At 43.3% G+C, this 25,589-nt stretch carries 26 protein-coding genes; 9 read left to right on the top strand and 17 right to left on the bottom strand.

The genetic code is table 11. The features are described 5' to 3' along the window. Positions 1-11: 11 nt before the first annotated feature. Entirely contained in the window at positions 12-851 is an 840-nt protein-coding gene (serB, locus tag K370_RS04560; protein ID WP_047539284.1) for a phosphoserine phosphatase SerB, read from the top strand. 13 nt (positions 852-864) lie between these two features. Here the strand turns inward: serB and K370_RS04555 are convergent, their stop codons facing one another. From K370_RS04555 to K370_RS04495, 13 genes are all read right to left on the bottom strand, one after another. Then, a complete protein-coding gene (locus K370_RS04555) occupies positions 865-1,659 on the bottom strand; it encodes a ferritin-like domain-containing protein (RefSeq protein ID WP_047539280.1) in 795 nt (264 codons plus the stop codon). 10 nt (positions 1,660-1,669) lie between these two features. Further along, positions 1,670-2,506, bottom strand: coding sequence for an SMP-30/gluconolactonase/LRE family protein (locus K370_RS04550; RefSeq protein ID WP_047539272.1), 837 nt, complete (start codon positions 2,504-2,506; stop codon positions 1,670-1,672). Positions 2,507-2,559: 53 nt separating this feature from the next. Further along, on the bottom strand, positions 2,560-3,162 hold the full coding sequence (locus K370_RS04545) for a hypothetical protein (RefSeq protein WP_047539269.1): 603 nt from the start codon (positions 3,160-3,162) through the stop codon (positions 2,560-2,562). A 46-nt stretch (positions 3,163-3,208) separates the two neighbouring features. Next, positions 3,209-4,435: a PQQ-dependent sugar dehydrogenase gene (locus tag K370_RS04540; RefSeq protein ID WP_047539265.1), complete on the bottom strand. Its 1,227-nt coding sequence runs from the start codon at positions 4,433-4,435 to the stop codon at positions 3,209-3,211. 39 nt (positions 4,436-4,474) lie between these two features. Then, complete coding sequence (locus K370_RS04535) at positions 4,475-5,794, bottom strand: NAD(P)/FAD-dependent oxidoreductase (protein ID WP_047539262.1); 1,320 nt, start codon at positions 5,792-5,794, stop codon at positions 4,475-4,477. After that, positions 5,787-6,167: a c-type cytochrome gene (locus K370_RS04530; protein ID WP_047539260.1), complete on the bottom strand. Its 381-nt coding sequence runs from the start codon at positions 6,165-6,167 to the stop codon at positions 5,787-5,789. Before K370_RS04530 ends, K370_RS04535 begins: the two co-directional genes overlap by 8 nt. 104 nt (positions 6,168-6,271) lie before the next feature. After that, the gene (locus tag K370_RS04525) at positions 6,272-6,763 is read right to left on the bottom strand and encodes an ankyrin repeat domain-containing protein (RefSeq protein WP_047539253.1); all 492 of its coding nucleotides are present in this window, start codon (positions 6,761-6,763) and stop codon (positions 6,272-6,274) included. A gap of 112 nt (positions 6,764-6,875) precedes the next feature. Continuing rightward, the gene (gene purL, locus K370_RS04520; RefSeq protein ID WP_047539250.1) at positions 6,876-10,796 is read right to left on the bottom strand and encodes a phosphoribosylformylglycinamidine synthase; all 3,921 of its coding nucleotides are present in this window, start codon (positions 10,794-10,796) and stop codon (positions 6,876-6,878) included. Between the two features lie 193 nt (positions 10,797-10,989). Beyond that, positions 10,990-11,778, bottom strand: coding sequence for an FTR1 family iron permease (locus K370_RS04515; RefSeq protein WP_047539247.1), 789 nt, complete (start codon positions 11,776-11,778; stop codon positions 10,990-10,992). 224 nt (positions 11,779-12,002) lie between these two features. After that, the gene (locus tag K370_RS04510; RefSeq protein ID WP_047539245.1) at positions 12,003-12,827 is read right to left on the bottom strand and encodes a peptidylprolyl isomerase; all 825 of its coding nucleotides are present in this window, start codon (positions 12,825-12,827) and stop codon (positions 12,003-12,005) included. Positions 12,828-12,905: 78 nt separating this feature from the next. Beyond that, complete coding sequence (locus tag K370_RS04505; protein WP_047539241.1) at positions 12,906-13,169, bottom strand: BolA family protein; 264 nt, start codon at positions 13,167-13,169, stop codon at positions 12,906-12,908. Between the two features lie 26 nt (positions 13,170-13,195). After that, positions 13,196-13,495, bottom strand: coding sequence for a YciI family protein (locus K370_RS04500; protein WP_047539238.1), 300 nt, complete (start codon positions 13,493-13,495; stop codon positions 13,196-13,198). Then, the gene (locus K370_RS04495) at positions 13,496-14,047 is read right to left on the bottom strand and encodes a septation protein A (RefSeq protein ID WP_047539235.1); all 552 of its coding nucleotides are present in this window, start codon (positions 14,045-14,047) and stop codon (positions 13,496-13,498) included. Between the two features lie 133 nt (positions 14,048-14,180). On the opposite strand from K370_RS04495, the gene K370_RS04490 reads away from it, so the two are divergent. The 8 genes from K370_RS04490 (at position 14,181) to K370_RS04455 (ending at position 20,626) form a co-directional block, all read left to right on the top strand. Beyond that, on the top strand, positions 14,181-15,038 hold the full coding sequence (locus K370_RS04490; protein ID WP_047539232.1) for a 3',5'-nucleoside bisphosphate phosphatase: 858 nt from the start codon (positions 14,181-14,183) through the stop codon (positions 15,036-15,038). Positions 15,039-15,101: 63 nt separating this feature from the next. Beyond that, a complete protein-coding gene (locus tag K370_RS04485; protein ID WP_047539230.1) occupies positions 15,102-15,725 on the top strand; it encodes an L-threonylcarbamoyladenylate synthase in 624 nt (207 codons plus the stop codon). 41 nt (positions 15,726-15,766) lie between these two features. Next, positions 15,767-16,435, top strand: a complete 669-nt coding sequence (locus tag K370_RS04480) for a site-2 protease family protein (RefSeq protein ID WP_047539227.1) — start codon at positions 15,767-15,769, stop codon at positions 16,433-16,435. 32 nt (positions 16,436-16,467) lie between these two features. Continuing rightward, on the top strand, positions 16,468-17,670 hold the full coding sequence (locus K370_RS04475) for a tryptophan--tRNA ligase (protein ID WP_047539224.1): 1,203 nt from the start codon (positions 16,468-16,470) through the stop codon (positions 17,668-17,670). A gap of 56 nt (positions 17,671-17,726) precedes the next feature. Beyond that, positions 17,727-18,059: a DMT family transporter gene (locus tag K370_RS04470; protein ID WP_047541636.1), complete on the top strand. Its 333-nt coding sequence runs from the start codon at positions 17,727-17,729 to the stop codon at positions 18,057-18,059. Positions 18,060-18,064: 5 nt separating this feature from the next. After that, positions 18,065-18,853, top strand: coding sequence for a segregation and condensation protein A (locus tag K370_RS04465; RefSeq protein WP_047539220.1), 789 nt, complete (start codon positions 18,065-18,067; stop codon positions 18,851-18,853). A 13-nt stretch (positions 18,854-18,866) separates the two neighbouring features. After that, entirely contained in the window at positions 18,867-19,430 is a 564-nt protein-coding gene (scpB, locus tag K370_RS04460; protein ID WP_047541635.1) for an SMC-Scp complex subunit ScpB, read from the top strand. A gap of 104 nt (positions 19,431-19,534) precedes the next feature. Continuing rightward, the gene (locus tag K370_RS04455) at positions 19,535-20,626 is read left to right on the top strand and encodes a pseudouridine synthase (protein WP_047539217.1); all 1,092 of its coding nucleotides are present in this window, start codon (positions 19,535-19,537) and stop codon (positions 20,624-20,626) included. Between the two features lie 24 nt (positions 20,627-20,650). Here the strand turns inward: K370_RS04455 and prmB are convergent, their stop codons facing one another. The 4 genes from prmB to K370_RS04435 form a co-directional block, all read right to left on the bottom strand. Then, on the bottom strand, positions 20,651-21,580 hold the full coding sequence (gene prmB, locus K370_RS04450; protein WP_047539214.1) for a 50S ribosomal protein L3 N(5)-glutamine methyltransferase: 930 nt from the start codon (positions 21,578-21,580) through the stop codon (positions 20,651-20,653). Between the two features lie 34 nt (positions 21,581-21,614). Further along, on the bottom strand, positions 21,615-22,787 hold the full coding sequence (gene dapE, locus K370_RS04445; RefSeq protein WP_047539207.1) for a succinyl-diaminopimelate desuccinylase: 1,173 nt from the start codon (positions 22,785-22,787) through the stop codon (positions 21,615-21,617). 26 nt (positions 22,788-22,813) lie between these two features. Further along, a complete protein-coding gene (locus tag K370_RS04440; protein WP_047541633.1) occupies positions 22,814-23,188 on the bottom strand; it encodes an arsenate reductase in 375 nt (124 codons plus the stop codon). A 97-nt stretch (positions 23,189-23,285) separates the two neighbouring features. Then, on the bottom strand, positions 23,286-25,418 hold the full coding sequence (locus K370_RS04435; protein ID WP_047539205.1) for a GGDEF domain-containing phosphodiesterase: 2,133 nt from the start codon (positions 25,416-25,418) through the stop codon (positions 23,286-23,288). Between the last annotated feature and the right edge of the window lie 171 nt (positions 25,419-25,589).

The following is a 25,589-nucleotide window of genomic DNA, read 5'->3' as shown; positions in this document are numbered from 1 at the left end:
TTAAGTTTTTTATGCGTTTAGTCATTCAAGGCCGTGCAATCAGTGTGGCGCATCTTACCCATATTCATCGGCTAATTGGCGGTAATGCGCAGTTTATGCAAGTGGCTGAATATGCCTATTATTTGCCTGTTTTTACCAGCGATATCTCAACCGTGCAGGCATTTTGCGCAGAGCAACAGCTTGATTTTGCTTTGGTGCCAGATGCGCAGCGTTTGAACCACTTTGGTTTGTGTGTGATGGACATGGATTCCACGCTGATTTCGATTGAATGCATTGATGAAATTGCCGACATGATGCAATTAAAGCCGCAAATATCCGCCATTACCGAAAATGCGATGCGTGGCGAGATTGATTTTGCTACCAGCTTAAAACAGCGTGTGGCATTGTTGAAAGGTTTGCCAGAAACGGCATTGCAACGTGTGATTGATGAGCGACTGCAATTGAACCCGGGCGCACGCGAATGGATTGCAGCCTGCAAGGCCAATAATATTAAAACCATGGTGGTTTCTGGCGGATTTACATTCTTCGCCAACCACGTTAAAACCTTGCTGGGCTTAGATTATGCAGTATCCAACACCTTGGAAATTGTAGATGGAAAATTAACCGGGAATATTGTTGGTGATATTGTCGATGCAGACCGCAAAGCGCAGGAACTAGTGAAGTTACGCGATATTCTAGGCTTAAAAACTGACCAGACAATTGCCATTGGTGATGGTGCAAATGACCTTAAAATGATGGCCGCAGCTAATGTTGGTGTGGCTTACCATGCCAAACCAATTGTGCAAAGCCAAGCAACTTATGCGTTAAATTTTAGCGGTTTAGATGGTGTTGCAAGTTTGTTTACTGCTTAGCCTTAATTTAACTTTAATTCAATAAAGCCAACTCTGCTTCACTAAAACCTGCTTGGCGCCTTGCTTCTAAATTAAACGGCGGGCGTAATTTGGGCGCACTGTATTGTTGGCGCAACGATTCAAAAGTAATAATTGGATCCAGTTTTCGCTGTTGGCACAGCCAGTTAAACCAGTGGTTTCCAATGGCTACATGGCCAATTTCATCGCGCAGAATAATCGTGAGAATGTCTGCGGCAGCTACGTCGCCCACTTGAGAAAGCTTGTTGCGTAAAGAGGGGCTGGCATCTAGGCCGCGCGCCTCCATCGTGCGTGGCACTAGTGCCATGCGCGCTAATACATCCTCTTTTGTTCTGTCAACCATTTCCCATAAACTATTGTGGCCGGCAAAACTGCCGTATTCAAAACCCAAGGTTTGCAGATGCGTGTTTAAGAGTGAGAAATGATAGGCCTCTTCAGCAGCTACTTTTAGCCAATCCCGATAGTAATTTTCAGGCATATCGGCAAAACGCCAAATGGCGTCCAATGCCAGATTAATCGCGTTAAACTCGATGTGGGCGAGGGCGTGTATCAATGCTGCTCTACCTTCAGTTGTGCGCATGGAGCGTTTGGGCAAGTCTAACGGGCCGACTAATGCTGGTTTGAGTGGCCGGCCAGGGATAGTCGAGCTGGAGGTTAATTGTTGTGTGGGATCAATTGAAAAATAAGCAATTTTGCCCAAAGCCAGAACGCCAGCAACTTTGGTGCAAACATCTGATTCGCAAAGCCACTCCAGCGCGGCTTTGCGAAGTTCTAACGGTTTTTGCTGCATGTTATTGATGCTATTTAATTTCGATAAAATCCAGTTCGCCTGCCACCATATCTGGCACCATTAAAAACGTGCCATCAGTGGATAATGCGATATCTGCCGCAGATTTATAACCTTCTTTAATCACACGCGCTTTGCCGGCAACCACTTCATTAATGGTACCGGTTTTCCATGAGCTAATAATGATTTTGCCTGTTTTGGTTTTAACTAAGCCATCCCCACCGCCAAAACCTTCTGCCAGTTTGGTGGTTGCGCCAGTGCTTAAATTCACGCGATGTAAAATACCTGATTCAAAATCAATAGCCAGCAAATTGTTGCGACCTTCAAACAATAGGCCATTTGGTGCTTGAATGTCCGGATTTTTGCTGTCTACAACTAAAGTAACGGGTGTGCCACCTTTGGCAATTTTGTAAATTGAACCGCCCGATTTTAAATCGTTACTATCGCTGACATATAAATTACCCAGCTTGTCGGCTTCTAAATCATTTAAAAATACCGGCATTTTAGGAAAAGCCGTTGCCGCGGCGTAAACCTGCCAGGTACCATCTTTTTTGATTTCAACGATGCGCGTTTTATCTGCTACGTAAAGCTTGTCGCCAATCAAGGTTAAACCTTTGGGGTCATCCAGGCCTTTAGCAAAAATCGTCACATTGCCTTTTTTATCGACCTTGCTAATTTGGCCATCACCGTTTTTATCACGTTCACCAATTTCAGAGATATAAATCGAGCCATCTTTAGCTTGCACTACAGACTCTGGCATTTTAAGTCCGGTGATTTTTTCTGGTAATGGATCTTTTGCATAAGCGGTTAATGTTTGGAGTAAAGCCAATACGAGTAATGTTTTTTTCATGTGATCACAACCTTTTCGATAATTTTAAAAATGAGCTTGTTCATCAGGTTAAATTAATAATAAAACTTAGCAATCGGCAAATCGTCCAGCGCAGAGCATAATGATTTTGCATTGCCATTTTGTGCTGTATTGATTGTGGATAAGAATGTTTTGTCTGTTTCCAGTTTTTTAATGATTTTGTCCATTGCCTTAATATAGGCCTTTTCCATATAAAAGTCGGGCTTAATACCTAAATCACCTATCTGCTGCGCTTGTTTTTTAACAGTAATAAACGGCTTATCTAAATCATTCAATTCTGCTGTGTTAATAAATGCTCTAGCGATGATTTCGCCGTGAAATACGCGCAGTTGCGGGTTGTAAAACATATGCGGCTCTAATAACAGAACCACATTTGCATTGTCGCTATTTGTGCACAATTGAATATTTTCGAAACGTTTCTCAAGTGATTTAAGTGCTGCTTTTTCGGCAAGCGGGCCTTTCATGTGCCACACGTTTAAATAGGGATGCAGTAAGCGCACAGGGTGTTCATAGTGAGTTTTGGCAATATGTACAGCGATATTGCCTGGCAATTTGGTGCTTGCTGCCAGTGCTGCATTGCTAATCAATAGGCTAAGTAGCAAGCAAGTAAATGTTTTTAATAGTCTATTTAAAGTCATTGTTGGATATTATCTTTTGTTAATAAGGATTCTTTGTGAATAAAAGTCATTTGTGGGTAATACGGTAAATGTAACCAGCACGGTCATCCGATACGTATAACGCGCCATCCGCACCAACAATCACATCAATTGGTCGTCCCCAAACGTTAGCGTTGCCTGTATCCTGATTGGTATTCAGCCAGCCAGTTGCAAAATCGACGACCTCAGTTGGTTTGTCGCCATCAAACTTTACACGCACCAGTTTGTAACCGCTGGGCTTTTGCCGGTTCCACGAACCATGTAAAGCGACAATTGCATCATTTTTATATTCCGCTGGCCAATTGGTTTTATCTAAAAAAGTAATACCAATCGGCGTTGAATGCGAAATAAAAGTGATTGCGGGCGGCGTAGCAGTTTGGCAAAAGTTGGCTTCTCCAACAAAATTAGGGTCTTGAATCTGCGTATTTAAATTATTGGGGTCACCCCAGCAATAAGGCCAGCCGTAATGTTTGCCAGCCTCAATTTTATTCAAATGTTCAGGGGGGATTTCATCATTTACTTTGCCATTTTTGGTACTGGAACGCATATCCGAACCATTGTTGGTGGCAAACATCGCACCTGTTTTAGGGTGCCACGCAAAACCTTGGCTGTTGCGCAATCCTCTCGCCCATGTTGGATCAGGCGCGTGCCTGCCAAGTGTTACCAAGCTGCCCGCAGGCCTGCCTTCCAAGGTATAACGCTGGATGGTTGCGCGTGAGTGATCCGCTTCTGTGCATACGTTGCAGCTGGAGCCAATATTGATATACAGATGATTATCCGGACCCAATTTGAGGGTTTTTAACGTGTGATGCCCAATCGCTAGATTGCTGATAAAAGGCTGTGGTGCAGACCACTTTTCCCCAGTACGTGTCAATTTAACCACACCATCTTGATTGGCAATTAACATGGTGTCATCGATTAAAACTAAGCTGTTAGGTGAATTTAAATTGCTCGCAATCACGACTGGTGTTTCAGCAATGCCGTCAGCGTTAGCATCTGGCAACATGACAACTTGATTGGAGCTGGCTAAAGCCGCGTACAAACGACCTTGCTTATCAATTGCCAGCATGCGTGGTTGACCATAACTCTCAGCCAATTTGGCAAATATGCTTACTTGAAAACCCGCTGGTAATTTGAGTTGTAGATTAGTGGGCGGCTCAATCGATTCTGCGCCATAAGCACAACCTAAATTGGTCACCTGGCATAACGCAAATGAGGCATACAAACCGATTTTATTTAAAAAAGCACTTAACATCGTTATTTTACAGACATAAAAAATGAGGCATTTTGAGGGTTAAGTTAATACATCCGACCAAATATTAATCGCCCATGCACCAGCATATTGGCCTTCTAACTCAGATGGTTTTAATGACACACCGCCACCTTCGGCTGAGCGCATGATTCTTTTTTCTGCATCATAACGATAGACATTAGCCACATGCATCGCTTGTTTGTCATCTACGTAACTGTAGCAGGTATTTGCAAAAACAGGGCTAGGGTCTGGCGTGCGATGCTGCATTAACTCAACAATTGCACTGGCGCATACGCGTGCCTGACTCGTGGCCATATGTGCCGATTTCGGTAACGCGGCTGAAACCGAATCGCCAATGACATGAATATTCGGTGCCAGTTTAGATTCATAGGTTAAAAAATCTACTTCGCACCAGCGTTTATCAATATTATTTAAACCTGCCATTAGCGCTGGTTTTCCCGCGCGTTGCGGCGGGATGATGTTCAGCACATCAGCAGAAACCGTTTCAAAATCTGTTTTAACTATTTTGTTGGCAATATCTACTTCCATCACCACATTGTTGGGACGGTAATCGATAATACCTGCATAGTTTTCTGCAAAAACTTTGCTAAACAAGCCTTTTTTAGAGGTTATTTCAGGGTTGGCATCCAGCACAATCACCTTGCTATTTGGTTTATGTTTTTTGAAATAACTTGCGACTTGGCAAGCGCGTTCATAAGGACCGGGTGGACAACGATAGGGCTCTTTGGGGATAGACATCACAAAGGAACCACCGTTTGGTATGCTTTCTAATTGTTTGCGCAGGTTAACCGTTTGCCAACCAGCGTGCCAAGCATGCGGGGCGGTTTGTTGTGCTTCTGCAGATTGTAGATTGGGCAAAGTGTCATAGATAAAATCAACACCTGGTGCAATGATTAAACGGTCATAACGGATTTCGCCGCGTTTCATGGTCACTTTTTTATTGGCGACATCAATTGCGGTCACTTCATCATGCACCCATTGCACACCATGATTTTTTTGCAGTAAATCATAACCAAATGTCAGGTCGTTAATCGATTTACTACCACCCAAAACCAAGTTGCTGAGTGGGCAAGATACAAATTGGCTGGACTTTTCAATCACAACAACTTCGATACTATTTGCGCTCCACATGCGGATGTATTTTGCAGCCGTTGCGCCCGCATAACCGCCGCCGATTACGACTACGCGGCCTATTGTCGGTTTTTGGTTATTGACAGCGCAGCCGCTGATAAGTGGATAACTGGATATTAACAAGCCAGCAACTCCAGCTGTTTTAATAAAATCACGGCGGCTGTTGCCAATGGTGTTTTGATTGGTCATGTATGGCTTAGATTTAGTCATGATCAGCCTGTAATTTTTGCGCCTTAGGGCTAATAGCAAGGATGGGTTTCTGCGCAGAAAAATATTCTGCTAACTGATTAATCTCATTAACTTGCAAACCTTTAGCGTGGCGGTGCATGACTGTAGCTGGCTTGTCGCCATTCTTAAAAGCCAGCATTTGAGTAATGAAATGATTTTTATCCATGCCAGCCAATACGGCGTTACCTGCTAATGCGTTTCCATTGCTGCCATGACAGGCGGCGCATGAAGCAGCCAGGGTGCGAATGTGTAAATTGGGTGCAGATAAAACAATATCCTCAGCGGCGATGCTTAATATAGGCAAAGCTGCGGAGGATATGAGAATGAAACTTGAAACTAATTTTTTATTAATCATTTAGTGTTTATTGTTTTAATTAAAAACACCATATTAAACAGATTAACTTGGTTTTATTGTGACTTAAATCACGCTACAAAACTCATGCAGCAAAATTGCTGTCATTAGAAACATTTTTCATCTTGGCAACCATCATCTTTAACACCAAGCGATGTTAATAATTTAACCATATTTGCACCACGCTCGCCTTCATCCTTCATCACGCGAATAATAGAAATATCGCCTTTCATTTTTTTCTGGATATCCGCACCGCTTTTAGCTAGGTACTTAACAATTTCATCGTAATTATCAAAAGCGGCCAAGTGAAATGCCGTCATTTTTGTGACTGGATGTACATAATCGATGTCTGCACCTTTTTCTTTCAGGTATTTTACTAATTCAAATTGACCTTTAGTGGCGGCTATCTGAATGGGAGACCATGCAAAGAACTTTTCGTTGACAACTTTTGGGTCTTTAGCGACGTATTGTTTTACAACTTTCATATCACCTTTACCAAGTGCATCGGTAAATTCAACAGATTCGTCATCTGTCATTGCGAATGCATGCATTGATAAACTTAAAGCCAAAACTGCAAAAAGTGCTTTTAATTTGTTCATTCTAATAGTCTCCAACCTTATAAAATTTTGTTTGGCAAAATGCCATTTAAATTAACCAACATTGTGATACACATTGCTAATTACCCTGAACCTTACCATTAAAACCAGCGTATTAATCTACGTATTTTCTGGCATTTCGGAACATTCGCATCCAAGGCGCATCTTCTAACCACTCATCAGGACGCCAAGAATGTTGTACCGCCCTAAATACCCTTTCAGGATGTGGCATCATAATACTAAATCGTCCATCTTGCGTAGTTAGCCCAGTGATTCCTAGCGGCGAACCGTTAGGATTAAACGGGTATGTTTCAGTTGGCGTTGACGCACCAGATGTTAAGGTAGGTTCAACAAAGCGCATTGTCACTAACTTTTTATCCAGCACACTGTTGACAGCGCTTGCTGCAGAAAATTCCGCAAAGCCTTCGCCATGTGCAACTGCAATCGGCATACGGCTACCGGCCATGCCATTAAAGAAAATAGATGGTGATTCTAGTACTTCTACCATTGCCACACGCGCTTCGAACTGTTCGGATTTGTTTTTAACGAAATGCGGCCAATGTTCAGAGCCAGGAATAATGCTGTGTAAATTACTCATCATCTGGCAGCCGTTACAGACGCCAAGCGCGAATGAATCAGTGCGATTAAAGAATGCGCTGAACTCATCATTGGCGCGGCTATTAAATAAAATGGACTTCGCCCAGCCTTCGCCTGCACCCAAAACATCGCCGTAGCTAAAGCCGCCACACGCTACTAAGCCTGCAAAATCTTTTAATTTAACACGACCGCTAATGACATCGCTCATATGCACATCTACGCTGGTAAAGCCCGCACGGTCGAATGCCGCGGCCATCTCTACTTGGCCATTTACGCCTTGTTCGCGCAGAATTGCCATTTTTGGTTTAGCGTTAGTGTTAATGTAAGGTGCTGCAATATTGTTGTTAATATCAAATGTTACGTGCGCATGTAAACCAGTATCCGCATCATTTAATATGCGGTCATATTCTTGTTGCGCACACACCGGATTATCACGCAGGCTTTGCATACGGTAAGTCGTTTCAGACCACATGCGATGCAGGTTGATGCGAGTGTCGGCCAAGATTGTTTGACCATTTTTAGTGATGTTGATTTGATTTTTGTTGGTGACAGAGCCAATCAGATGAGCGCTTAATGATTGTTTCAATTGTGCCAAAACTGCATTTGCATCAGCTACGCGCACTTGAATAACTGCACCTAACTCTTCGCTAAATAGCGCGCTAGCTGCATCGCCTTGCAAATCAGTAATATCAACATCTATACCGCAGTGGCCTGCGAACGCCATCTCGGCCAAAGTTGCAAATAAGCCGCCGTCACTTCTGTCATGATAAGCCAGCAGTTGGCTATCAGTATTTAATTGCTGAATCCCTGCAAAAAAAGCTTTTAACTGTGCTGGGCTATCAACATCTGGCGCAATATCACCCAATTGACCATACACTTGCGCAATACTGCTGCCACCCATACGATTTTTGCCGTTACCTAAATCGATTAAAATCAGTTTGCTATCACCCAAATCCGTACGCAATTGCGGTGTTAAGGCTTTGCGTGCATTCAATGTATTGGCAAAAGCCGTTACAACCAAGGATATTGGCGATGTAACCGCTTTTTTGTCTACACCATCTTCCCACACGGTTTTCATACTCATGGAGTCTTTGCCGACAGGAATGCTAATGCCGAGAGCAGGGCATAATTCCATGCCGACTGCTTTGACGGTTGCAAATAGTGCTGCATCTTCACCGGCATGTCCTGCAGGTGCCATCCAGTTGGCAGATAACTTCAAATTACTGATGTCATCAATGGCGGCGGCGGCAATATTGGTAATCGCTTCACCAATTGCCATGCGACCAGAAGCTGGTGCATCAATCAATGCGATTGGCGCACGTTCGCCGATGGCAAATGCTTCGCCAGTATTGGTTTCGTAGCCAGCCAAAGTTACTGCTACATCGCTGACAGGTATTTGCCATGGGCCGACCATTTGGTCGCGCGCAATCAAGCCGGTTACGGAGCGGTCGCCTATGGTGATAAGGAACGTTTTATCAGCTACGCCAGGTAATCTTAATACACGGCCTACAGCATCTTTTAAGTCAATGTCGCTGGTATCAAAAGCGCTTAATTTTTTGCTCACGCTTTTCACATCGCGCGTCATTTTTGGCGGTTTGCCCAATAAAACACTTAAATCCATATCAACAGGATTGTTATCAAAATGGCTGTCGGCAACGGTTAAATGTCGTTCTTCTGTGGCATAGCCAACTATTGCAAATGGGCAGCGTTCGCGTTCACACAAAGCTTTAAAGCGTGGTAAATCTTCCTGTAATATCGCCATCACATAACGTTCCTGTGATTCGTTGCTCCAAAGTTCGCGTGGTGACATCCCCGGCTCTTCGTTATGCACATCACGTAACTGAAAAGTGGCACCTACTTTTGCGTCATTCACTAGTTCAGGGAATGCATTGGAAATGCCACCTGCACCGACATCATGAATGCTTAAAATCGGGTTTTTATCGCCTAACTGCCAGCAACGATCGATCACCTCTTGCGCGCGACGTTGTAACTCAGGATTGCCGCGCTGTACGGAATCAAAATCCAGATTTTCGGTATTGCTGCCAGTATCCATGCTGGACGCTGCGCCGCCGCCCAAGCCAATTAGCATGGCTGGGCCACCTAATTGAATAAGCGCTGCGCCTGCTGGAATCGCATTTTTGTGCGAGTGGTCGGCTGAAATATTACCTACACCGCCGGCCAGCATGATTGGTTTATGGTAGCCACGTACTTCCGTTTTACCATCCGCATCAGTAGCTTCTAGCTCAAACGTACGGAAATAGCCGGCAATATTCGGGCGACCAAATTCATTGTTATAAGCGGCGCCACCTAATGGGCCATCCGTCATGATCTGTAATGGGGTAGCAATACGTCCGGGTTTGCCATAAGGCTTTTCCCAAGGCTGATTAAAGTCAGGAATATTTAAATTTGACACTGAAAAACCGGTTAAGCCTGCTTTGGGTTTAGAGCCAATGCCTGTTGCGCCTTCATCTCGGATTTCGCCGCCTGCGCCTGTTGCGGCGCCAGCGAAAGGTGAAATAGCAGTAGGGTGATTGTGCGTTTCTACTTTCATTAAGTAGTGCATATCATCTTCGCTAAACTCATATTCGCCTTGAGTGTTCGGATAAAAACGTTTGGTCTTTTGACCGGCAACTATAGACGAGTTATCTGAGTATGCGACAACCGTATGGCCTGGGTTTAGCTTGTGTGTGTTGCGTATCATGCCAAACAGCGAAATATCTTGTTCTTTACCGTCAATCACCCAGTCGGCATTGAATATTTTATGACGACAATGTTCAGAGTTTGCTTGTGCAAACATCATGAGTTCAACATCGGTCGGATTGCGGCCAATCTTGCTGAAATTTTCAACCAGATAATCGACTTCATCCGGGGATAAGGCTAATCCCATTTCATTGTTTGCGTTATTTAGTGCAGCTTTGCCGCCATTTAAAATGTCAATGGTGTTTAACGGTTTAGGTTGTGCGCTATGAAATAATTTTTGCGCATCATTTAAATTAGCTAATACCGTTTCGGTCATGCGGTCTTGAATAATTGCTTTGAATGCATTTTTTTCAGCATCACTCAACGGCTTGCTGTTTGCCGTGGTGACGTAAAACGCAATGCCGCGCTCAATACGTAATACGCTACTTAACCCACAATTATGTGCAATATCGGTTGCGCGTGATGCCCAGGGTGAAATCGTACCAATACGCGGAACGACTAAAAATAACTCACCGGTAGGATCTTCAAGTTGTGCTTGTGGGCCGTAGGTGAGAATCTGTTTAAGCGATTGTTGTTGAGTATCGCTGAGTGGCTCGCTACTGAATGCAAAGTGTATAAACTCTGCATAAATATGCGTAATGCTGGGTGCTGATTGTTTTAAGGTGGCGTAGAGCTTGTCAAGACGGAATGGTGATAACGCAGGGCTACCGCGAAGGCTTAAAAATGAAGGGCTGGGCATGGGCTAGTAAGCAGTTGAAAAAGTTAGAAAATTAGCGTTATTTTAACAGAAAGCGCAACGGCTATTCCGATTAAATACTTTAAATTTCTGCCTGCCTGCCCAGCAGAGTTTTGCTACGGTACGGTGTTTATAAGCTTAATTTTTTTAAAATTAAGCTTATAAACGTGGATTCAAAAATTTGAACAAGTGGCGATTAATTACTATTAGCCAATTTTGCTGGATTTTTGCTGGTTAAAAAGCTATATGCTAAAAACCCCAGTGGCACTAAAACCAAGCTATAAGAAATCCAGGCGCCGATGCGACCTTCGGGGCCATAAGCTTCAGTAGCTGCGTGCCAGTAGGCGTTATCAATAATGCCCAGGTTGTACACCTCTACAGACTCAGTGAGTTCGTGGAAAGCATAAATGAGTAATTGGATTGAGAATATCACCATAAACACAGCGGTTACTTGGAAAAACAATCCTAAATTGATGCGATGGCCATATTTGCTCCATGCCCAAGCAACACTGCCCGCTACGATTAAACCTAACATGCCACCAACTACTAAGTTAGTGCTGTCATTGCTTTGTGCTAAAGAAGCAATCATGGTTGCGGCTTCCAAGCCTTCGCGGCCGATCATCAGCAATACAAATGCAAATATCGCTACTTTTGCACCATTACCAGGGTTGGCTACGGCCTTATCGATTGCGCCAGTAATTTCGCGCTTCATGTGTTTGCCCATTTTTAGCATATGTACTGTGCAGCTAATGACTAAAACGGCAGCAGTTAATGCTAATGTGCCTTCCCAGAATGGGGTAAGTCCGCCGATTCTAGCCAATACAATACCCAGAATGACGCACGCGATTACCGCTACATAGCAAGCGCTGCGTACAGATGGAATGAGTTTTTCGCCGCCTGTTTTAGTGAGATAGGCAAGCGTGATTGCAATAATGAGAAAGGCTTCTAAGCCTTCTCTAAACGTAATCATAAGGGTTTCAAACATGGCAGTTCCTGTTAAATTAAGCAGTTAATATTGAGTAAAACTTAGGGGTTAGTAAGATCTAAATGATAATGGTTCTTAATTGTCGCATATTTTTTCAGATTAAACTATTGCGCTTTATGAAGGCCTATTGAGCCGTAATATATAAAATAGGAATAACAAAAAAGCCTGCAATTGCAGGCTTTTTTGTTATTGATTTGTTGGCGATTGTTTATAAATTGCTAAGCTTATTTCGTTGCGCCAGTTGCACCTGTTACCCCAGGAACATCGATTTTAGCTTTAGCTTTTAAATCCAACATCATTTTTTCTAATTTACGTTGTTGCAAAGTACGCTCTAAACCTTCTTTTACTTTGTCATAAGCGGGTACTTGGGTTGCACGTGTATCAATCATTTTAATCACATGCCAGCCAAATTGCGTTTGCACTGGCGCAGGAGATACTTCACCTTTTTTAAGCGTAGCGACAGCATCGCTAAATGGTTTAACCATGCCAGCTGGTGAGAACCAGCCTAAATCGCCACCTTTTTCTTTAGAACCTGGGTCCATTGATTTTTCTTTTGCCAATTTAGCAAAGTCGCTGCCTTTTTTAATTTGCGCCAAAATGTCATTTGCTTCGGCTTCTGTTTTTACCAAAATGTGACGTGCATTGTATTCTTTGTCACCCAACTCTTTTTTGTATTGTTCGTAAGCTGCTTTGGTATCTGCTTCTGTTACTGGATTTTTCTTCATATAATCGGCCAAGAAAATATTCACCAGTAATTTACGTTGCGTCAGCTCTTCGTTGATTTTGTAGTCTGGCAATTTATCAATGCCTTGTTTTTGCGCTTCTTGGTATGCGAGTTCTGAACCGACTAATTCGTTAATGATGGCATTTTTCATCGCATCACTAGGTTTTTGGCCGCGTGTTTGTGCATCTTTCATGATGTAATCAACCCAGGTTTGCTTAATGGGTTTGCCGTTTACTGTGGCAACAGAGTCGGCAGCGTAAGCAGCAGGGGTGATTGACAGTGCTGAAAGTGCTGCAACTGCAACGAAAATTTGGGTGATTTTCATAAAAATCCTTTTATTTTAATAAATGAAGTATTTTGTTTTAAAGAGTAATTTGGTGTTGTTTTCAAGAGTGTCAAAAAATTAATTGGGGTCGTCAGGAGAAATTGCAAGTATGCTTATGGCGTGAATTTTTCCTGGCATTAAATCTGTAAGTGCTTGATAAATTAAACGATGTCGCATTATCTGCGATTTTTGTGAAAATTGCGAGCTTACTATTTTTAGGCTGAAATGACCGCCACCCGTATTGCCAGCATGTCCTGCATGCAGGGCGCTATCATCTTTTAACTCTATGCTAATTGGGTTAAGTTGGGCAAGTCTGGTTTGAATGGTTTCGGTTAAGTTCATATGAATGGGTTCGATTCTATTTAAGCTTAGGGCAGCGTTTTTCTAAAAGGTTTCACAGCAACGTCGGCATACACACCTGCGCCGACAAATGGATCAGCATTTGCCCAAGCTTTTGCTGCATCTAAATCACTAAACTCTGCCACGATCAAACTACCAGTAAATCCGGCTGGGCCAGGATCTATACTGTCGATTGCAGGCATTGGGCCGGCTAGCAATAATCTGCCTTGGTTCTGTAATTCGGTTAATCTGGCTAGATGCGCTGGGCGATTTGCCATGCGTTTTTCCAAACTATCGGGTGTGTCTTCAGCAATAATCGCGTACAGCATTTACTTCTCTTCTTTATTTTCAACGGGTTCAATTAAGTATTGTTTCAGTAGCAATGTTTGCGCGATGATAAAAATAAACATGATGCTGGTTACACCAAATAATTTAAAGTTAACCCATGCGCTTTCAGAAAAATTAAATGCGACGTAAAGATTCACAAAGCCCAATATCACTAAAAATAATACCCAGGCCATATTGAGTTTATCCCAGATGGCTTTAGGCGCATTCAGCACTTTACCCATCATCTGCTGAATAAAGTTTTTCTTAAAAAACACATTGGCAATCAACAAAACAGCCGCCAACAGCCAATACAGTACGGTTGGTTTCCACATGATATAAGTTTTATCGTGCAGCAATAATGTAACACCACCCAGCACGCTGATGATTGCGCCATTGACCAGTAACATTTTTTCCACGACTCCGTGGCGAATCTTGGCGTAAATAATCAGCGCAATGGTGGCGCCAATCGCGATAGCCGTAGCGACAAAAATATCGTATAGCTTAAAGCCGATAAAAAATAAGATCACTGGGAATAAATCAAATAAAAATTTCATGCGTTCTTTCGGATGTTTTGGGTTGTTTCGCTCGGATAGAGTCGCTTAAATTAAAGCTTAACTATCTGTAAAGGTTGTATTTTGCTATGATTTAGACTTGTTTGCAAAACATTAGATCGCTGAATATCATTATATGGCTGCACAGATAGACTTACATTGCCACTCCACCATTTCAGATGGATTGTTGGCGCCACAGGATTTGGTGGCGCACGCTGCTAAAAGTGGCATTAAAGTGTTGGCGCTGACTGATCACGATGATATTACTGGTTTGGCTATTGCACGCGATGCGGCCAATCAGCACGGAATTCATTTTGTGAATGGTGTTGAAATTTCGGTTACCTGGAAAAGACGCACTTTGCATATCGTGGGTTTAAAGTTCGATGCAGAAAATGACGCTTTGAAAAGTGCTTTGGCAAACGTGCGCATTGGGCGCGATGAACGCGCCAAACAAATGGCGGAAGGTTTGGCAAAGGCAGGCATTGCCGGTGCTTATGAAGGTGCAAAAGAGATTTCCAAACAAAGCATTATGACGCGTAGCCATTTTGCACAGTTTTTGGTTAAAAATGGACATGCCAAAGACGTTAAGACGGTGTTTAAAAAATTCCTGGTCAAAGGCAAGCCCGGTTTTGTTGAACATCAATGGATGAGTCTTGAGTCTGCTGTCAGCTTAATTACCAATGCGGGCGGACAAGCGGTGATTGCGCATCCGGGACGTTATGATCTGGGTACAATTAATATGCTGCTGCTGATGCACGAATTTAGAAGCTATGGCGGCGCAGCGATTGAGGTGGTGACTGGCAGCCATAATCCACCGCAATATCAGCAATTTGCCAAAATCGCGCATCGCTTTAGTTTAAAAGCTTCATTAGGTTCAGATTATCACGGCCCTGGTTTATCTTATATGGCGATGGGTTGTATGCCCGATTTGCCAGTAGGCTGCGACCCTGTTTGGGCAGATTGGTCAGAAGCGCAATATTTAAATGTAAAGTAATTAAGTTAACTGCTTCAGATTTCTTTTTTAACTCCTAATATATCCCGCTTAACTCACTAAATTATGGCGCAATTCTTTGTCATTAATGCTAATAATCCACAGCCACGCCTGATTAAGCAGGCTGTTGAAATCTTGCGCGATGGCGGCGTGATTGCTTATCCGACAGATTCCAGCTACGCGTTGGGCTGCATGATGGGTTTCAAAGACGCGCAGGATAGAATTCGCCAAATTCGCAGTTTGGGTGATGACCATTTGTTTACCTTGATTTGCCGTAATCTAAGCGAATTAAGTGTGTATGCGCAAGTGGATAACAGTCAATTTAGGCTGCTAAAAGCCAATACCCCTGCGGCCTATACCTTTGTACTGAAAGCTACTAGAGAAGTACCTCGCCGTTTGCAGCATGCGAAACGCAGCGCCGTGGGTATCCGCGTACCCAATCATTTAGTTGTGCAGGCTTTGTTAGATGAACTAGCGCAACCCATGCTAAGCATGACATTGCAACTGCCAAATGATGATGGACCGCTGAATGAGGCATGGGAGATTCGTGACCGTTTGGAAAGCCAAGTGGATTTAGTGATTGATTCTGCTGTTAGTTTTGCAGGTTTGACTACGGTTATCGATTTAACAGCGGCTGAACCCGCGCTGATTCGCCAAGGCGTGGCAGATGCGGCGCCGTTTGGATTGTAAGTTTTTAATATTTAGCAACACGATATTGTTCAGAAAGTAATATGGATTTTTTTAATCTTTTAAACGAATTGCAAGCACTTACTACCATACAGCGTATTGCGGTTACTGCCATTCCCATGATTTTGGCTATCACCGTGCATGAAGCCGCACATGGTTATGTTGCGCGGTATTATGGCGATATGACGGCGCACCATTTAGGCCGCATTACCCTAAATCCCGTGCGGCATATTGATTTGGTAGGGACAGTTATTGTGCCGAGTATTACCATGTTGGTCGGCGGCATTTTTTTTGGCTGGGCAAAACCCGTGCCTGTTAACTTTATGAAATTACGCAATCCCAAACGCGATATGTTGTGGGTAGCCGCTGCTGGTCCGGGCGCTAATTTAGCGATGGCGTTTTTATGGGCGATAGCGATTCAATTCGCACATTTTTTACCTGAATACGCAGCTTTGCCATTTGCTTTAATGGGCGCGGCAGGCATATTAGTCAACACCATTTTAATGGTGCTTAACTTGCTGCCCATACCGCCTTTAGATGGCGGCCGTATCGCGGTGAGTTTATTACCGAATCATTTAGCGGTGAAATATGCGCAAATAGAGCGCTACGGTTTTATTATTCTAATTGTTTTATTGGTAACGCACATTCTTGATAAAATTATGTGGCCGTTTGTGATGATCACATTGCAGCTTATTTCAACGATATTTTTTTAGATTTAATTTATAGGTAATTAACAAGGTTAAATATGGCGTTAGAACGCGTTTTATCGGGCATGCGCCCTACAGGCAACTTACATTTAGGGCATTACAATGGTGTGCTTAAAAACTGGATTAAGCTGCAACATGAGCATGAATGCCTATTTTTTGTGGCCGATTGGCACGCATTAACGACTCATTACGATACCCCGGAAATCATTGAAGAATCAGTTTGGGAAATGGTGATTGACTGGCTGGCAGCAGGCGTTGATCCAGCAAGTGCGACTATTTTCATTCAATCGCGCGTGCCAGAACATGCCGAATTGCACACGCTTTTGAGCATGATTACACCGTTAAGTTGGTTAGAACGCGTGCCAACTTATAAAGACCAGCAAGAAAAATTATCCAGCAAAGACTTGTCGACTTATGGTTTTCTGGGTTATCCATTATTGCAAAGCGCAGATATCCTTATTTACAAAGCGACTCAGGTTCCAGTGGGCGAAGACCAGATTCCGCACATTGAGTTCACCCGCGAAATCGCCCGCCGCTTTAACCATATTTATGGCAAAGAAGCTGGTTTTGAAGAAAAAGCCAAAGCGGCCATCAAAAAATTAGGCAGCAAAAAAGGCGCGCTGTATGAAGAAATGCGTAATGCGTACCAACAAGCTGGCGATGAAGAGGCCTTGGAGGCTGCGCGGGCATTGATTGAAGAGCAGCAAGGCATGAGCATGGGCGACAAAGAGCGCTTGCTTGGCTATTTAGAGGGTGGCGGTAAAATGATTCTGGTAGAGCCTGATTACAAGCTCACGCCAGCATCCAAAATGCCGGGTTTGGATGGCCAGAAAATGTCTAAATCGTATAACAATACGATTTCATTGCGCGAAGATAAAGATACAATTGCCAAAAAAATCAAAACCATGCCGACAGACCCAGCGCGTATTCGCCGCACCGATCCAGGTGATCCAGCCAAATGTCCTGTATGGCAATTACATGAAATCTACTCAGATAAATCCACTCAAGATTGGGTACAGAATGGCTGCAAAACCGCGGCTATCGGTTGCATAGAATGTAAAGGTCCAGTGATAGAAGGCGTGCTGAAAGAACTGCAACCGATTCAAGAACGTGCAGCCCTTTATGCTGAAGACCCGACTTTAGTTAAAAGTATTGTGGCTGAAGGTTGTGAAAAAGCACGTAAACTGGCAAGAGAAACCATGCGCGATGTGCGTGATGCGATGGGTTTGAATTACGGCTAATACTACGTCAATATTGACCAGGTTTTTCGTAACAAAATTTTTGAAAGATGTTTATTGTGAATCATTGGATAGCTTTAGCAATTGCAATATGCGGTGAAGTTATTGCCACCACCGCTTTGAAAGCTTCAAATGAATTCACGCGACTAGTGCCATCGTTGATTGTGATTGTCGGTTACGGTACGGCATTTTATTTTATGGCAATCAGTATGCGTGTGTTACCGGTCGGCATTATGTATGCAATCTGGTCTGGCATGGGCATCGTACTGGTTTCTGTTATCGGTTGGCTGGTGTATAAACAGACACTGGATTTGCCGTCTATGATTGGTATGAGTATGATTATTTCAGGTGTTATTGTGATCAATCTGTTCTCAAAATCTGTCGGGCATTAAAGCCAATGCAAACGCAACTCACTTTAAGCATACGTGTTCACGGTGAAACCTTAGCTGAGTTACCGCAGGATTTATATATCCCGCCTGATGCGCTGGAAGTTTATTTGGAGGCCTTTGAAGGTCCGCTGGATCTATTGCTTTACCTTATCCGCAAGCATAATCTGGATATTCTGGATATTCCCATGGCGCAATTGACCGCGCAATACATGGTGTATGTGGAAAAAATGAAGGCAATTAAGCTGGAGTTGGCGGCGGATTATTTGCTGATGTCCGCGATGTTAATCGAGATTAAATCGCGTATGTTATTGCCAAAACCTGCAGAGATTGTTGAGGAAGACGACCCGCGTGCCGAGCTAGTCCGGCGATTAATGGAGTATGAAGCGATTAAATTAGCGGCTCAGCGTTTGGATGCGATACCGCAAGTGGGCGTGGATATTAGCGTTGCATCGGCTTATTATCAGCATGTCGCCGATATTAAACAGCCGGAAGTGAGTTTAGATGAGCTGATAGAAGCATGGCGCAATGTACTCAAGCGTGCCAAACTGACCACGCATCATAAAATCGGTAAAGCGGAATTGTCAGTACGTGAGCATATGAGCCAGATTCTACGGCGTTTGAAGGCTGATGGCATGGTGGAGTTTTCAGCTTTATTTGATGTGGTGACTGAGGGGTTAGCCAAATTGGTTGTGCATTTTTTGGCGATTTTAGAGTTGGCAAAAGAAGGTTTGATTCGCATCACACAGCAGCAAGCATTTTCCCCCATTTATTTACAAGCAAATGGTTCAATGGAATAGTTTTGGCATCCATATGAAAGAACCTGAAAACATCATCGAAATGAAGCAAGTGCTGGAAGCTGCGCTGTTAACCGCTGGTCAGCCTTTAAGTCTTGATGACTTGCTGAAACTGTTTGCGGGCCGTATGGAACGCACTACTTTGCGTATGCTGCTGGATGAGCTAAAGCAAGACTGGGCACAAGATAATACAGCCAAAACGCTAGAATTAGTACAAGTAGCTACGGGCTATCGCTTTCAAGCCAAGCCACAATATAGCGAATTTATCGCGCGACTTAACCCTGAAAAACAACCAAAATATTCACGTGCTGTCATGGAAACACTAGCCATTATTGCCTATAAACAGCCTGTCACGCGTGGTGACATTGAGCAAATTCGCGGTGTAGCGGTTAACCCGAATGTGATGCGACAACTACAGGAACGTGATTGGATCGATATAGTAGGGCAGCGTGAAGTGCCTGGCAGGCCTTCGTTATATGCAACTACCAAGCACTTTTTAGATGACTTGAATTTACGCTCTTTGAGCGAATTGCCGCCATTCGAGGATTTTGCACAAACTGAAATGCCATTAGAAGGCTAGCTGTTAGAAAATAAGTTCACAAGTGTTCTTAACGTATTAATTTATGCTGGATTTAGCAATAACTACTGTAAAATCATGGCTTAGCAAATAAAAGTAAGCTCATCATGGCACGTCCTTTCAAGCAACAACGCGATCCACAAGCACAAATCCGTCGTCCTAAAACTAATTTTACTAAATTAGAAAATGACCTAAATGCAACACCGGAGCCTACACAACGCTTACATAAACTATTGGCTACCCAAGGTTTGGGTTCACGCCGCGATATGGAAGAGTTGATTGCCAGCGGACGTGTGACCATTAACGGTGAAACGGCCAAAGTGGGTGCCGGCGTCACTCAATATGATGTAGTGCGAATTGATAGTCGACCTGTACGCTTGTCGTTTGAGGCTGAACTGCCGCAAGTGCTGATTTACCATAAGCCAGAAGGTGAAATCGTCAGTCAGGACGATCCGGAAGGGCGTGCGACTGTTTTTGATAAGCTGCCGAAAATCAAACAAGGTAAATGGATAGCGATTGGGCGACTGGATATGAATACCAGCGGCCTATTGATATTTACTAATTCTGGCGAGTTGGCAAACCGTTTTATGCATCCGCGCTATGAGGTGGAACGTGAGTACGCCGTGCGAATTTTTGGTGAACTGACAGACGAGCAAATGACCATGCTGACGCAAGGAATTGAGCTTGAAGATGGCCCTGCGAACTTTGATAGTATCAGTGCGCAAGGTGGTGAAGGTGCGAATCATTGGTATCAGGTGATTATTCGTGAAGGCAGGAATCGTGAAGTACGTCGTTTGTTTGAAGCATTTCAATTGCCTGTTAGCCGCTTAATGCGCGTGCGTTTCGGACCTGTGAATTTGCCGCCTAGAGTTAAGCGCGGCACGATGCTAAAGCTTGAGCAAAAAACCGTAGTGGAGTTGTTGGAGTGGGCTGGCTTAGAAGTGCCAAGAGCACCCTTAAGACAATTGACTCAACGCGAGAAAGACAAGGCCACATCTGTGTTCGTGCCGAAAGTGCGTAAACAACGCATGAGTGCGTTAGATAGGCCTGTGCGAGAAGTGGGTGAGGACGGTAAGTCAGTACAGCACGGACGGGTTGCTAAAAATACAGACACTAAAAAACCAGCAGCTAGGAATACTGCTAATAGACGTGTTCGCCAAGCCAGCGATTTACCTGCTGCAAAGCCTAAAAAGCGATAACTTTACCTAACTATTAGTTTGAATTTAGCTAGCTATTTGAAGTAGTTGTTCTTTTGTCAGTAAAAATACATATTGATTGCCTGATTCCACTGTTAGCCATGTAAAATCCATATCTGGATAGGCGTCAAGCAATGCATCGCGATTGTGTCCAATCTCTACAATTAATAACCCATCATCATTTAAATAGTTAGCCGCTTCACGCAAAATAGTATGCGTATGATCCAAGCCATCTGCACCGCTGCCCAAAGCTAATTGCGGTTCATTCTGGTATTCAAGTGGCAAAGCCGCCATGCTAGGCCCATCCACATAAGGCGGATTGCTGATAATCAGATCGTAAGTTTTACCTTGTAATGCTGTAAACATATCCGATTGAATCGCAGTAATCTGTTCAGTTAAGCCGTAATTGTTGATATTAATATTGGCGACGGCAATTGCGTCAGCTGAAATATCTACGACATCGATTGCTGCATCGGGAAAAGCGTTGGCCAGCAGAATACCTAAGCAGCCACTGCCAGTACAAATGTCCGCGGCAGAGTTAATGAGTTCAGGATGCTCAATCCACGGCTGCAAGCCATGCTCGCCTTCTTCGTTAAAATCTAACAATTCAGCAATAAAACTACGCGGCACAATAACCCGCTCATCGACATAAAACTTAAAGCCACGCAGCCACGCCTCACGCACTAAGTATGCTGTTGGTGTGCGTTTAGTGATGCGTTGCTCGATTAAATGCGCCAAGTGTTTGCGTTCTTGTTCGGTAATGACGGCATCCAAAAAGTTATTCAGTGTATCGTGTGGTAAATGTAGCGCGCTCATCACCAGCCAAACCGCTTCGTCATAGCTGTTATCAGTGCCATGGCCAAAGAAAACCTCAGCCTCTTCAAACTGGCTCACCGTAAAGCGTAGCCAGTCGCGAATCGTAAATAACTCTTCTGTTAATCTTGGAAAATGCGTCATTGGATTTTTCTACTTAATCAGTTTTATGATTGAATTAATATTTAATTAACTTTTCAAGTGTTAGTTTGTACGTTTGTTTTAGTGGCTCAATATCCGCCACACCTACACATTCATTCAGCTTATGGATGGTTTTATTCAGCGGGCCGAACTCAATCACTTGTTTGCAAATGTCGGCGATAAAACGACCGTCAGATGTGCCGCCAGTGGTGGATAACTCAGGCGATACACCATAACTTTCGACGATCGCTTCTGAAATCGCCTCCACCAAATTGCCACGTGGCGTGATGTAAGGCGGCGAATATTCCCATTCCAAATCGTAATCCAATTTGTGATTGTCTAAAATAGCATGCACACGTTGCCTTAAATTAGTATCGGTACTGCCATGTTTAACACCATCAGAACCGGCTAATTCTGGGCAAAACCTAAAGTTAAATAAAATCTCTACCTCGCCTGGCACGACATTAGTGGCACCCGTACCGCCATTCATATTCGAAATTTGCCAAGAAGTCGGCGGGAAATATTCGTTACCGTTATCCCAAACCGTTTCTACCATGTCTTTAATCGCAGGTGCGACTAGGTGGATGGGATTCTTAACGAGATGCGGGTAAGCAATATGACCCTGCACGCCTTTAACGGTGAGATTGCCAGATAATGAACCACGTCTACCGTTTTTAATCATATCGCCGACGACTTTATTGCTGGTCGGTTCACCAACGATACAATAATCAATCAATTCGCCACGGTTTTTTAATACTTCAATCACTTTGATTGTACCGTTTACGGCAATTCCTTCTTCATCAGACGTAATCAGTAAGCCGATAGAGCCTTTGTGGTCTGGGTTTTCTGCGACAAATTCTTCGATGCTGGTGATAAATGCAGCTAATGAAGTTTTCATGTCCGCTGCGCCACGCGCACACAGCATGCCATTGACAATAGTTGGTTCAAAAGGCGGCGTATGCCATTTGTCGATGGGGCCTGTGGGCACGACATCGGTATGACCTGCAAACACTAGCAAAGGCGATGCAGTGCCACGTCGCGCGTAAAAGTTATCCACGTCGCCAAAGCGCATGCGTTCGATTTTAAAACCTAATGGTTCTAAACGCGCAATCATCGTTTCCTGACATCCCGCATCTTCTGGCGTATTAGATTGGCGTTTGAGCAAATCAATAGCAAGTTCGATAGTGGTGGATGGAAAAGCTTTATTCATGGCTTAAAACTTTCAATTAACTTTGATTAAACATTTTTTGATTCAATATTGGAGGTATTGAAAATTTCCGCATAACGATTTTCGTCAAACCCCGTACACAATACAACATCATTTTTAACTAATATAGGACGTTTAATTAAGCTGGTTTTGGCTTGCATTAATGCAATTGCAGACGCATCGTCAATGATGCTATTTTTTGTTTTTTCGTCTAAACCGCGCCAAGTAAGGCCAGCACGGTTAACGAGTTTTTCTTGCGGTATTTGCTTTAGCCAGTTGGTTAAGTCCGTTTCTGAAACACCCAACTTTTTAAAGTCGTGAAATTCGACTGCAATATCATGTGCAGCAAGCCAGTCGCGTGCTTTTTTTACCGTGTTGCAGTTTGGGATGCCGTAAAGTTTCATGATGGTGATTTTTCGTAAGACTTTATTCATAGAGCCTAATTTTAAGTTAGGCTTTATTTTAACATCTAGCAATCACCTGTGTCGTACTTATGCTGATTTATGCAGCTTCTGTCTGGTAATCGGATACTGAAAATTGACCCGTTGATTTAAAATTGATACTCAGTTGCTGGAATAGTTTCAATAGTTTTTCTTCGGGAATCGGTGCGGAGAATAAATAGCCTTGCATGTGATCGCAGTTTAAATCAACCAGCGCATCATGCTGTGCTTTGGTTTCTACGCCTTCGGCCACGACATTTAAATCCAGGGCATGTGCCAGGCGAATCACCGCATCGACTAAGGAACGCGAGGTTTTATTTTCGTTGATTTGTCCGATAAATACTTTATCCAGTTTGATTTCATCAATATTTAGATGTTGCAAATAGCTTAAGCTGAATTGATGTGAACCAAAATCATCCAGCGCTACTTTGATATCGGCCGCCTTAAACTGACGTAGCAACTGTTTAAACTGCTCTTCGTTCCTGATAGCGGTTGTTTCTTTGATTTCAAACATTAAGTTTTTGGCTGGTATTTTGTAACGTTTGCGCAATTGCAATATTTCGTCCACCAAATTAGGGTTTCTAAATTGCTGGCGAGCGAGATTGATTGATATATTTAAGTTAGTTCCTGCCTCTCTCGCACGATAGATGGCGCGACAACCTTCGGTCACTACCCAGTCGTTAATCTGGTTAATCAGGCCAAAACGCTCGGCTGCAGGGATAAAGTCAATGGGTAAAATAACGCCTTTAGTTGGGTGATTCCAGCGAATTAATGCTTCCGCGCCCACCGGTGATTGTGTTTTGCAATGTATTTTTGGTTGAAACACAAGGCTAAACTCGTTGTTTTCAATCGCAAGGCGTAAATCCCGTTGCATCTCTAACATTTGGTCTGATGCAGATTCAATTTCAGAATCAAAGAATCTGAATTGATTTTTGCCACTTTCTTTGGCTTTGTACATGGCTGCATCGGCACAAACCATCAGTTTGTCGATATCACCATCACGCGGATACACGGCAATGCCAACCGAGCAGGAAATATCGATTTGTTGCCCTTGTATTAAAAACGGCTCTTTAATGGATTGAACGATGCGTTCTACAATTGGAATAATATCTGCATCCGATTTGATTTCGTCAATTAAAGCCACAAACTCATCGCCGCCAATACGCGCAACGGAGTCACAAACTCTGACTGCGGCATTTAAACGTTGTGCGACAGAAAATAAAACTGCATCACCAACGTGATGGCCGAAATTGTCGTTAATCGGTTTAAAGTGATCCAAATCGATATAAGCAAGTGCAATGGTATTGCTGGCACGTGCGCTACGTTTAACCGCTGTTTGCAATTCATGTTGAAACGCACGTCTGTTTGGTAATTGTGTTAACGGATCTTTAAAGCCTGTATTCGCTGCATCAGGGTTATTTTTCCTGGCCATTAGGTTGCTTACACCAAATTTTTCGTAATACAGCGCGATAACGAATGCCAGTAAGAATAAGCACACCAAGCCTAAAGTAATGACAAGTGCCAGCATTGTTTTGTCAGCAAATGTAGAGACAAATGGTTGTGCCGCTTGTGCCGTTTTTAGCATGATTGAGGTGTTAAATATGGCATGAATCGCCAGAATGGTAATGCCGGTAATCACTGAAAAAATCAGCTTGATGAACGGTTTATTTTCGCCTGAGAAATCTTTTATCCAAGCGATTATCGCCAATGAAATCACCGATGCAATACATGCTACCGAGATTGCCAATAAAAGTGATAGCGGTTCAAAAGTGATGAGTGCAACCGTGCTGGAAACATGATTGATTTCATTTAAACCGGCTAATGCAAAATAAAACATAGCATAACTGCCTATGCCAATCAAAGCACCACCTAATATGAGATTGCTTAACACGACCACTTTTTTGCTGGTAACAAAACATAAAGTTAAGCCGATAATTAAAGCGACGAACCACGCCGCCAACATGTCTGCTGAAAAAATTGTTAATGACAGGTTGTCATGAAATATTAATAGATTGATGAAAAGAATCGCCCACAACCCAGAGCCAATGGCGAATGAGTACACGCCCAATAAAACGCTTTTATAGCGAGAGGTGGTGCGGTAGAGATGGCTGATGAATCCCAAGGTAATATACATGGCAAAACCGCTCGCTGTGAGCGAGAGTAAAATAAGCCAAATATCATCGTGAAAATTCATTGTTTTCGTCGGGTCTTTAGTTGTTGTGCATTTAGTATTAATGAGTTAAAGCAACTACTGTGCCAGTAAATTCTTGTTCGCTAATTTGGCACGTATGGATGCATATGTAAAAAAACCATATTGTTTGCATGGGCGCGTAAACAATATGGTTTAGAGGTTTCATTGCAGTTA

Source organism: Methylotenera versatilis 7, assembly GCF_000799165.1.
Lineage (GTDB): Bacteria > Pseudomonadota > Gammaproteobacteria > Burkholderiales > Methylophilaceae > Methylotenera_A > Methylotenera_A versatilis_A.
Note: the sequence above shows the minus strand (reverse complement) of the source record. Positions and strands in the feature narration are given on the sequence as shown.